The organism is Streptomyces sp. NPDC094143 (assembly GCF_040303825.1).
Taxonomy (GTDB): domain Bacteria; phylum Actinomycetota; class Actinomycetes; order Streptomycetales; family Streptomycetaceae; genus Streptomyces.
In genome coordinates this window covers 59,278-69,360 of record NZ_JBEOTZ010000029.1, presented here as the reverse complement: position 1 = coordinate 69,360, position 10,083 = coordinate 59,278, and the positions used below count along the sequence as shown (strand labels likewise).

Annotated in this window: 9 protein-coding genes and 1 pseudogene; 8 read left to right on the top strand and 2 right to left on the bottom strand. The window is 72.7% G+C overall.

The features are described from left to right. From ABTZ58_RS29960 to ABTZ58_RS29945, 4 genes are all read left to right on the top strand, one after another. The coding region (locus ABTZ58_RS29960) for an ATP-binding protein (RefSeq protein WP_351363320.1) at positions 1-804 on the top strand (804 nt) is incomplete at its 5' end. Between the two features lie 112 nt (positions 805-916). Then, a complete protein-coding gene (locus ABTZ58_RS29955; protein WP_351363317.1) occupies positions 917-1,357 on the top strand; it encodes an SH3 domain-containing protein in 441 nt (146 codons plus the stop codon). Between the two features lie 51 nt (positions 1,358-1,408). Continuing rightward, the gene (locus ABTZ58_RS29950; protein ID WP_351363314.1) at positions 1,409-2,773 is read left to right on the top strand and encodes an FtsW/RodA/SpoVE family cell cycle protein; all 1,365 of its coding nucleotides are present in this window, start codon (positions 1,409-1,411) and stop codon (positions 2,771-2,773) included. Beyond that, positions 2,770-4,248: a penicillin-binding transpeptidase domain-containing protein gene (locus ABTZ58_RS29945; protein WP_351363311.1), complete on the top strand. Its 1,479-nt coding sequence runs from the start codon at positions 2,770-2,772 to the stop codon at positions 4,246-4,248. The genes ABTZ58_RS29950 and ABTZ58_RS29945 overlap by 4 nt, the downstream gene beginning before the upstream one ends. Before the next feature lie 101 nt (positions 4,249-4,349). On the opposite strand, the pseudogene ABTZ58_RS29940 reads toward ABTZ58_RS29945, so the two are convergent. Then, positions 4,350-5,164 (bottom strand): annotated as a pseudogene (locus ABTZ58_RS29940) (ferritin-like domain-containing protein); the annotation flags it as partial. A 123-nt stretch (positions 5,165-5,287) separates the two neighbouring features. On the opposite strand from ABTZ58_RS29940, the gene ABTZ58_RS29935 reads away from it, so the two are divergent. The 4 genes from ABTZ58_RS29935 to ABTZ58_RS29920 all read left to right on the top strand — a co-directional run bounded on the left by ABTZ58_RS29935 (position 5,288) and on the right by ABTZ58_RS29920 (position 8,815). Beyond that, positions 5,288-6,226 (top strand): AurF N-oxygenase family protein, encoded by a 939-nt coding sequence (locus ABTZ58_RS29935; RefSeq protein WP_351363308.1) that lies wholly within the window; start codon positions 5,288-5,290, stop codon positions 6,224-6,226. A gap of 355 nt (positions 6,227-6,581) precedes the next feature. After that, a complete protein-coding gene (locus tag ABTZ58_RS29930; RefSeq protein ID WP_351363305.1) occupies positions 6,582-7,244 on the top strand; it encodes a TetR/AcrR family transcriptional regulator in 663 nt (220 codons plus the stop codon). Positions 7,245-7,254: 10 nt separating this feature from the next. After that, positions 7,255-7,554, top strand: a complete 300-nt coding sequence (locus tag ABTZ58_RS29925) for a DUF8847 domain-containing protein (RefSeq protein ID WP_351363302.1) — start codon at positions 7,255-7,257, stop codon at positions 7,552-7,554. A gap of 106 nt (positions 7,555-7,660) precedes the next feature. After that, on the top strand, positions 7,661-8,815 hold the full coding sequence (locus ABTZ58_RS29920; protein ID WP_351363299.1) for a C40 family peptidase: 1,155 nt from the start codon (positions 7,661-7,663) through the stop codon (positions 8,813-8,815). Here the strand turns inward: ABTZ58_RS29920 and ABTZ58_RS29915 are convergent. After that, positions 8,812-10,074 (bottom strand): styrene monooxygenase/indole monooxygenase family protein, encoded by a 1,263-nt coding sequence (locus ABTZ58_RS29915; protein ID WP_351363296.1) that lies wholly within the window; start codon positions 10,072-10,074, stop codon positions 8,812-8,814. The genes ABTZ58_RS29920 and ABTZ58_RS29915 overlap by 4 nt on opposite strands. Between the last annotated feature and the right edge of the window lie 9 nt (positions 10,075-10,083).

The window sequence follows — 10,083 nt, the reverse complement described above, 5'->3', positions numbered from 1 at the left end:
ACGAACCCGGCACAGCCGAGCAACCCGGCACGGCCGAGGAAACCGGCGTGGCTGAAGAACCCGGCGCGGCCGAAGAACCCGGCGCGGTCGAACCCGGCCCGATCCACCGACCCCGTGCGCCCGAAGGCCTGGGCGCGTCCGCAGGACGAGGTGGCCGCGGTCGCCGCCGCGCTGGACTCCATGGCGTCGTCGCTGCAGGGCAAGTTGCTCGCCGAGCAGCGGTTCACGGCGGACGTCGCGCACGAGCTGCGCACTCCGCTGACCGGCCTGCACGCGGCGGCCGAGCTGCTGCCCCCGGGCCGGCCGACGGAGCTGGTGCGCGACCGGGTGGCGGCCCTGCGCACCCTCACCGAGGACCTGCTGGAGATCTCGCGGCTGGACACCGGGCGGGAGCGGCTGGAGCTGGACACCGAGCGGCTGGGGCCGCTGGCCGAGCGGGTGGTGCGCGCGGCGGGGAGCGGCACGGAGGTCGTCGTCGTACGGGACGTGGCGGTGGAGACGGACCGGCGGCGGCTGGAGCGGGTGCTGGGGAACCTGGTGGCGAACGCGCACAAGCACGGGCGGGCGCCGGTGGTGCTGACCGTGGACGGGCCGGTGGTCACGGTCCGGGACCACGGGGACGGTTTCCCGGAGTATCTGGTGGCGCACGGGCCGCAGCGGTTCCGTACGGAGGGGGGCGCCCGGGGGCACGGGCTGGGGCTGACCATCGCGCTGGGGCAGGCGGAGGTGCTGGGGGCGCGGCTGGAGTTCGCGAACGCGCCGGACGGCGGGGCGGTGGCGACGCTGGAACTGCCGGTGGGCTGAGCGCCCGGGCCGCGTCCTCCTATGGCCCACTGTGAGGGGCGCCCGGGCGAGACCGCTCCTAATGTGGCGAATAGTCAGCTTCGGCACTTCGTCCCCACATGGAGGTAACCCCATGCCCCTGCGCTCCCGCCTCTGCATAGTCGGCGCCGCCGCCTTCCTCGCCGCCGCGGCCGCCATCACGCCCGCCGCCGCCGCGCACGACGACTGGGACCCGTCCGGTGCCACCGGCGGCAACGGCGGCAACTACCACGACCCGTCCGGCGGCAACGGCGGCAACTACCACGACCCGTCCGGCGGCAACGGCGACCACCACGGCCACCGCCTCTACCAGGGCGTCGTCACGGCGGACACGCTGGCGCTGCGCAGCGCCCCGAACCGCGGTTCGCAGGTCATCCGGTACGCCCACAAGGGCGAGGTCGTCTCGATCTTCTGCAAGACCGGCGGCGAGACGGTGAAGGGCAACCCGCTCTGGTACCTCCTCACCGACGGCACCTGGGCCTGGGGCGCGGCCCGCTACATCGACAACATCGGTCCCGCGCCACGCTGGTGCTGACACTCCGTCACCCAAGGCGCACAAGACACACTGTTTGGGTAGGTTCCGGACATGAGTAAGGCCGGAATCACCGTGGCGACGGCGGACCCACCTGTGCCCGCCGTCCGCCGCCTCCCCCGGCGCCGGGGCGTCGAACTCGCCCTCATCGTCCTGGCCGTACTGCTGTCCGTGTACGGCTACTGCGCGGTGGGCCTCGCCCGGCACGGGGCGCTTCCGCCCGGTGCCGCCGGCTACGGCGCCGGGCTCGGCGTGCTCGCGCTGCTGGCCCATCTGGCGGTGCGCCTGCGGGCCCCGTACGCCGATCCCCTCCTGCTGCCCATCGGCGTGCTGCTCAACGGTCTCGGCCTGGTGCTCATCTACCGGCTCGATCTGGAGACCCCCGGCGACCGGGCGGCACCGGCGCAGCTGGTGTGGTCGACGCTGGGAGTGACCCTGTTCATCCTGGTCGTCCTGCTGCTGCGCGACCACCGGATCCTCCAGCGCTACACCTACGTCTGTGTCGTCGCGGCGCTGGTGCTGCTCACCCTGCCGATCCTGTTCCCGGCGGTGAACGGGGCCCGCATCTGGATCCGGGTCGCCGGGTTCTCCATCCAGCCGGGCGAGTTCGCGAAGGTGCTGCTGGCGGTGTTCTTCGCCGCGTACCTGGCCGCGAACCGCAACGCGCTGGCCTACACCGGCCGCCGCGTCTGGAGGCTGCAGCTGCCCACCGGCCGGGTCCTCGGCCCGATCGTCGCCGTCTGGCTGGTGAGCGTGGGCGTGCTCATCCTGGAACGGGACCTCGGCACCTCGCTGCTCTTCTTCGGCCTGTTCGTGGTCCTGCTCTACGTGGCCACCGGCCGCACCGGCTGGATCGCCGTGGGGCTGCTGCTGGCGGCGCTGGGCGCGGTCGCGGTCGGACGGCTGGAGCCGCACGTGCACAGCCGGATCGAGACCTGGCTGCACCCGTTCGCGTCGATCGAGGCGGGCGAGGGCGCGAACCAGCTCGCGCAGTCGCTGTTCGCCTTCGCGGAGGGCGGCCTGCTCGGCACGGGACTCGGCCTCGGCCACTCCGTCCTCATCGGCTTCGCGGTGAAGTCCGACTTCATCCTGGCCACGGCGGGCGAGGAACTGGGCCTGACCGGTCTGTCCGCCGTCATCCTGCTCTACGGCCTGCTGGTGGAGCGCGGCTTCCGGGCGGGTCTCGCCCTGCGCGAGCCGTTCGGCCGGCTGCTCGCCGTCGGACTCGCCTCGCTCGTGGCGCTCCAGGTGTTCGTGATCGCGGGCGGGGTGACCGGGCTGATCCCGCTGACGGGCATGGCGATGCCGTTCCTGGCCCAGGGCGGCTCGTCGGTGGTCACCAACTGGGCGATCGTGGCGCTGCTGCTGCGGGTGAGCGACTCGGCCCGGCGCGGTTACGACGGGCAGGCCCCCCGGTGACCCGGCACATCCGGCACGCCGGTTGCTTCTGCGCCCTGCTGCTGGTGGCCCTGCTGGTGAACGCCGTCCGCGTCCAGGTCGTCCAGGCCCCGGAGTACGACCGCAACCCGGCCAACCGGCGTCCGGACATCTCCCGTTACGAGCGGCCGCGCGGCGACATCCTGGTCGGTGGCCGGCCGGTCACCGGCTCGAAGGACACCCGTGAGCATCTGCGCTACGAGCGCACCTACGCCGACGGCCCGTTGTACGCCCCGGTCACCGGCTTCGCCTCCCAGCTGTACGGCACGACGCTGCTGGAGGACGCCGAGGACGGGGTGCTGTCCGGCTCGGACCCGATGCTCGCGCCGTTCCCGCTGTGGAACGACTTCACCCGGGCGCGCAGCTCCGGCGGCCACGTCGTGACGACCCTCGATCCGGCCGCGCAACGGGCGGCGTTCAAGGGGCTCGCGGGCCTCAAGGGCGCGGTCGCGGCCGTGGAACCGGCGACCGGCCGGATCCTGGCCCTGGTCTCCGTCCCCTCCTACGACCCCCAGCCGCTGTCCGGGAACGGGACGGCCGCGGCCCGGGCGTGGGCGCGGCTCACCGCGGACGAGGACCGGCCGATGCTCAACCGGGCGGTGCGGCAGACGTATCCGCCGGGTTCCACCTTCAAGGTCGTCACCGCGGCCGCCGCCCTGGACGCGGGGGTCGTCACGGACCTCGACGCGCCGACCGACTCCCCCGACCCGTACACCCTGCCCGGGACGCGGACCCGGCTGAAGAACGCGTCCAGGGGCTGCGCGGACGCCTCCGTGCGCGAGGCGTTCACCCTCTCCTGCAACACGGTGTTCGCCAAGCTGGGCGTGGAGGTGGGTGTGCGGGACATGACGGCGACGGCACGCGCCTTCGGCTTCGGCAACGGCGAGCTGGCGATCCCCTTCCCGGTGGCCCGCTCCACCTTCGACACCACACTCGACCCGGCGCAGCTGGCCCTGTCGTCGATCGGGCAGTACAACACCCGCGCCACGCCCCTGCAGATGGCGATGGTCGCGGCGGCCGTGGCCAACGGCGGGCAGGTGCGCGAGCCCTATCTGGTGGAGCGCACGACCCGGCCGGGCGGGAGCGTCCTGTCGACCGCCGGCTCGCGCGGGGTGCGCCAGGCGATGTACCCCTCGACCGCGGTGCGGCTGCGCGCCCTGATGCGGGAGGTCGTGGAGGAGGGCACCGGCCGCCGGGCCGCGATCCGCGGGGCGAAGGTCGGCGGCAAGACCGGCACCGCCCAGCACGGGCTCGGCAACTCGGGGATGCCGTACGCCTGGTTCATCTCCTGGGCTCAGGGGCCCCGGGACCTGACGCCCAGCGTGGCGGTCGCGGTCGTCGTGGAGGACGCGGAGGAGGAGCGCCGGGACATCAGCGGCGGCGGCGACGCGGCACCGATCGCGCGGGCGGTGATGGAGGCGGTGCTGAAGTCACGCGACCGTGCGCCCGGTTCCTGATCCGCCCGCTGCTCAGCCGCCGGTGCCCCGCCCGGCTTCGATGGCGTCCCGCACCTCCGCCACCCGGTCCCGCTCCTGCGCCGCGAACCGCTCGGCGTCCACGGGATGCCGAAGTTCTCCAGCACCTCCGCGCCGCGCAGCCGGTCACGCATCAGATAGCAGCCCTCGACGACGAACTCCTCGCGCTCGCGCAACTCGGCGTGCGTGAGCTGCCGGTAGTGGTCCCGCAGGGCCATCCGGCCGAAGGCCACGTGCCGGGCCTCGTCCTGCATGACGTGGGCGAGGATCTGCTTGGGCAGCGGCTTGTCGGTCGTGTCCCTGATCATGCCGAACGCGGCCAGCGCCAGGCCCTCGATCAGCACCTGCATCCCCAGGTACGGCATGTCCCAGCGCGAGTCCCGCAAGGTGTCGCCCAACAGCGACTGAAGACTGTCGTTGACGGGTACAGCATCCCGATCTTCTCCTGCAGGAAACGGCCGTAGATCTCGGCGTGCCGGGCCTCGTCCATCGTCTGGGTCGCCGAGTAGAACTTCGCGTCCAGGCCGGGGGCGGACTCCACGATGCGGGCGGCGCAGATCATCGCGCCCTGCTCGCCGTGCAGGAACTGGCTGAACTGCCAGGAGGCGTGGTGCCGGCGCAGTTCGCCCTTGTCCTTCTCCGTCAGCTTCGCCCAGTGCCGGGTGCCGTACAGGGACATCGCCTCGTCCGGGGTGCCCAGCGGGTCGTACGGATCGACCTCCAGCTCCCACTCGATGCGCTTCTGCCCGTCCCACTGCTTGTCCTTGCCCTTCTGGTAGAGGGCCGGCAGACGGTCGCGGCCGTCGTCGTACTCCCAGCTGACGCGGGCCGCGCCGGTCGCCGGCACCTGCCAGGCGGGCCCATCCGATTCCATGGCGTACTGGTCGAAGCTCGACATGCTCGGCAGGCTCACACGAAGTAGACGCCGGGTCGACAAGTCACGCCCAAGGGATTGACGGGCTTACTGACAGGCAGTCTCATAAGTGGTGACGGTGACGTGTGCACAACGAGGTGGGCAGCGATGACGACCCTGACGGAAGCCGACGCGCTCGACGGCCTGCGCGACGCCCTGGGCCTGCTCAAGGACCGGGAGCAGGTGGCCCAGCGGCTGCTCGACTCCTCCGCCAAGCACTCCTTCGACCCGGACAAGGAACTGGACTGGGACGCGCCCTTCGAGGAGGGCAAGTGGTTCTGGCCCCCGGAGCTGGTCTCCCTCTACGACACCCCCCTCTGGAAGCGGATGAGCGAGGAGCAGCGCATCCTGCTGTCCCAGCACGAGGCGGCCGCCCTCGCCTCCCTCGGCATCTGGTTCGAGATCATCCTCATGCAGCTCCTGGTCCGCCACATCTACGACAAGGCGGCGACCAGCGCGCACGTCCGGTACGCCCTCACCGAGATCGAGGACGAGTGCCGCCACTCCAAGATGTTCGCCCGGCTGATCACCCACGGCGGCACGCCCTGGTACCCGGTCAGCCGCGTCCACCAGCAACTGGGCCGCCTGTTCAAGACCATCTCCACCACCCCGGGTTCCTTCACGGCGACCCTGCTGGGTGAGGAGGTCCTCGACTGGATGCAACGCCTCACGTTCCCCGACGAGCGGGTCCAGCCCCTCATCCGGGGCGTCACCCGCATCCACGTGGTGGAGGAGGCCCGCCACGTCCGCTACGCCCGCGAGGAGCTCCGCCGCCAGATGGTGACGGCCCCCAGGTGGTCCCAGGAGTTCACCCGCATCACCTCGGGCGAGTTCGCCCGGGTCTTCTCGGTGGCGTTCGTGAACCCGGAGGTCTACACGAACGTGGGCCTCGACAAGCGCGAGGCCCTCGCCCAGGTCAAGGCCAGCGGCCATCGCCGCGAGGTCATGCAGACCGGCTCCAAGCGGCTCACGGACTTCCTCGACGACATCGGGGTCCTGCGGGGCGTGGGCCGCCGCCTGTGGAAGTCCTCGGGCCTGCTGGCCTGACCGACGGCCCCGCCCTATCGGGGTGCCGGGAACCCCTCAGCGCGCGGCTCGACTGCCCGCCGCGGGACCTGGCGCCCGCGGCGGCAGCCAGGACGCACCCGCACCCGCGGGACGGCGCGAGGGGCCGTGCCGGGGGGTGTCCGCCCGCAGCGGTTGGCGCGTCGACGGACAGTCAGTCGGCACGCGACCCCATCGCGGCGTTCCGAGAACGGACACCCCCCGGCGCGGCCCCGACCCACCCCCCACCGTCAGGCGACGACGCGCACCCCCACCCAGCACAGTCACAGCCCACCGCCGGAGGCACCCCCCACCCACCGCTACGCAGCCCCCCGACCCCCCGATTACGCTGCGGAGCATGACACCAGCCGCCGCCCCCACCCCCGCCTACCGGCGACTCAGCGTCGAGGAACGCCGCAGCCAGTTGCTCACCGCCGCGCTGGGCCTCTTCGCGCACCGCGCGCCGGAGGAGGTCTCCCTCGACGACGTCGCCGAGGCGGCCGGCGTCTCCCGCCCCCTGGTGTACCGGTACTTCCCCGGCGGCAAGCAGCAGCTCTACGAGGCCGCGCTCCGCTCCGCCGCCGACGAGCTGCAGCACTGCTTCGACGAACCCCGCGAGGGCCCCCTGCTCCCCCGCCTGTCCCGCGCCCTCGACCGCTACCTCGCCTTCGTCGACGAGCACGACGCCGGTTTCAGCGCCCTCCTCCAGGGCGGCAGCGTCGTCGAGACCTCGCGCACCACCGCCATCGTGGACGGCGTCCGCCGCGTCGCGGCCGAGCACATCCTCAGCCACCTGGGCGTCACCGGCCCTGGAGTCGGTCCCCGCCTGCGCATGACCATCCGCATGTGGATCACCGCCGTCGAGGCGTCGTCGCTGATCTGGCTCGACGAGGACAAGGACCCCCCGGCGGAGGAGCTCCGCGACTGGCTCGTCGAGCAGTTCGTCGCCATGCTGACGGTGACGGCCCGCCGCGACCCGCAGACGGACGCCCTGGTCCTGGCCCTCGCCGAGGATGTCTGACACTGATCCCGTGAAGAGCGAAGACACCCCCTTCGAGGGCGGCCCCATGGACGGCAGGGTCCTGCCGGTCCTGGTCGGCATCACCGGCCACCCGCCCAAGACGTACCGCATCCCCGTCCCGGATCCGGACGGCGGACCGCCCACCGTGCTGGTCTACCGGCGCGTACCCCGCGGACCGGGCAAGGCCGGCCTGACCAACCGCTGGAAGTACGCCTACGCCCCCGAGGGTGCCCCGGCGCGCCGGCTCAACTGGCCATGGTCGAAGCCAGACGCCACGCCGCCCGGCAAGCGGGACGACGCCGACGGGTGACGTCGTTGCGCCGAACCGCGCACACTCACCGCGCGCACCCCGCGCACACGCCCCATCCTCACGGTGTCCGGCGGCACAGGGCCGCCCCCGCACCGGAGGTGACGCCATGTCAGGAACCTTCCTGCGACTGGTCTGCGTCGCGGCGACGGCAGCCGGAACGGCCCTCGCGCCCGTACCCGCCGCGGCCGTGCCCGATCCGGAGACAGAACAGCCCTCCGTCGCCCGCCTCCTGACCGACCTTCAGCGCCTGTACCGCCAGGCCGAGCAGGCCACCGAGGCGTACAACGCCACCGAGGAGAAGCTGAAGAGGCAGCGCGCCGAGACCGACCGGCTGGAGCGCGCGCTCGCCCGGGCCCGGCTCTCCCTGCACGACAGCCGGGGCGCGGCCGGCCGCCTGGCCCGGCAGCAGTACCAGAGCAGCACCGGCATCTCCCCGTACGTCCGCCTGCTGCTGGCCCGCGACCCGGAGCGCGCGGTGGACCAGGGCCGGGTGATCGGCCGGATCGCACGGGAGCGGGCCGGCACCGTGGGCCGGCTGACCGGCACCGAACGCAAGGCCCGGGACCTCGCCCGCAAGGCCCGCAAGGCACTCGACGAGCAGCTCGCCCTCACCGAGCGGCGCAGGAAGGAACGCGACACGGTGCGCGGACGGCTGCACGACGTCGAGGAACTGCTCGCCTCCCTCGACCGGGACCAGCTCACGGCGGTCGCCGAGCTGGAGGAGGACGGTGTGGCGAAGGCGCAGAAGCGGTTCATGGCCTCCGGCGCGCTGGGCGCCGCAGGCAGCGCCGGCACCGTCCGCAGGCCCACGGCGGCGGGCGGCCGGGCCGTGCGCTACGCCGTACGGCAGCTCGGCAAGCCGTACGAGTGGGGCGCGGAGGGCCCGAAGTCGTTCGACTGCTCGGGCCTGACCTCGCAGGCCTGGGCCGCGGCCGGCACCCTCATCCCCCGGACCAGCCAGGAGCAGTGGAAGCGGCTGCAGCGGATCGGGCTGGACGAGCTGCGCCCGGGCGACCTGGTCGTGTACTTCGAGGAGGCCACGCACGTCGCGCTGTACCTCGGCGACGGCCAGGTCGTCCAGGCACCCCGCCCGGGCGCGAAGGTGAAGGTGTCACCGATCGCGGCCAACCCCGTCCTGGGCGCCGTACGCCCGGACCCGGACGGGAAGCCCCTGCGGCACTACGAGCCGCCGGAGCTCCCCGAGGGCGCGACGGACGGGTCGGACGAGGGCTACGACGGTGACACGGGCGACGAGGACTAGGCGGCGCCCGCGCCGGACGCCTCGACCAGGTAGGCCTGGGTCTTCGCCGGGTCGTAGAAGAAGTTCTCGAAGTCGGCCGGGTTGTTGAAGCCGTTGGCGAAGCGGTCGGCGACCGGCTGGATCTCCCCGGCGGCGCCGATGAGGTTCAGGACGTGCTCGGGCGGCGGCGCGAGCATCGTGTTGGTCCACTTGGTGACGTGCTGGGCGGTGTCCCAGTAGCGGTCGAAGGTGGCCCGCATCCACTCCTCGTCGAACGGCTTGTCGCCGTGCTCGACGATCGAGGCGAGGTAGGCGGCGGCGCACTTGGACGCCGAGTTGGAGCCCTGCCCGGTGATCGGGTCGTTGGCGACGACCACGTCGGCGACGCCGAGCACCAGACCACCGCCGGGGAGGCGGCCGATCGGGTTGCGGACGGTGGGGGCGTAGCGCCCGGCCAGCGTGCCGCCGGCGTCGGTGAGTTCGACCTTGGTGGCCCGCGCGTACTCCCAGGGGACGTACCGCTCCATGAGTTCCAGGGTCAGGGAGAGGTGCTCCGCGGGGTCCTTGACGCCGGCGAAGACGTCGAGCGGGCCGCCGGGTATGCCCTCCCAGAAGAGGATGTCGGCCCGGCCGGAGGTGGTCAGGCACGGCATGACGAACAGCTCGCCGACGCCCGGCACGAGGTTGCAGCGGACCGCCTCGGTGTCCGGGTGCTCGGGGCGCGGGCCGAGGCCGTGGACGTACGCCACGGCCAGCGCGCGCTGCGGCTCGCTGTACGGGGAGCGCTCGGGGTCGCGGGCGAACATCTGGACCAGTTCGCCCTTGCCGGCGGCGACCAGCACCAGGTCGTAGGTGCGGGAGAAGTAGTCGAGGTCGCCGACGGCCGCGCCGTGGATGACGAGCTGGCCACCGCGCTGGGCGAAGGTCTCCATCCAGCCGGCCATCTTCACGCGCTGGTCGATCGACTGCGCGAACCCGTCGAGGCGGCCCAGCCAGTCGATGGCCCGCGCGGCGGGGCCCTCGGCCCAGGAGCCGGGGGCGGCGACCGAGACGCCGAGTCCTTCGATCTTCGGGGCCTGGGACTCCCAGAAGTTCAGCTGGAGGTCGCGCTCGTGCTGCAGGGCCGTGTGGAACATGCACTGTGTCGACATGACCCGGCCGGTGCGGATCTCGTCCGCCGTCCGGTTCGACATCAGGGTGACCTCGTACCCCTGCGACTGGAGGCCGAGGGCGATCTGGAGACCGGACTGGCCGGCTCCGACGACGAGTATCTTCCGCATGCGGGCTGT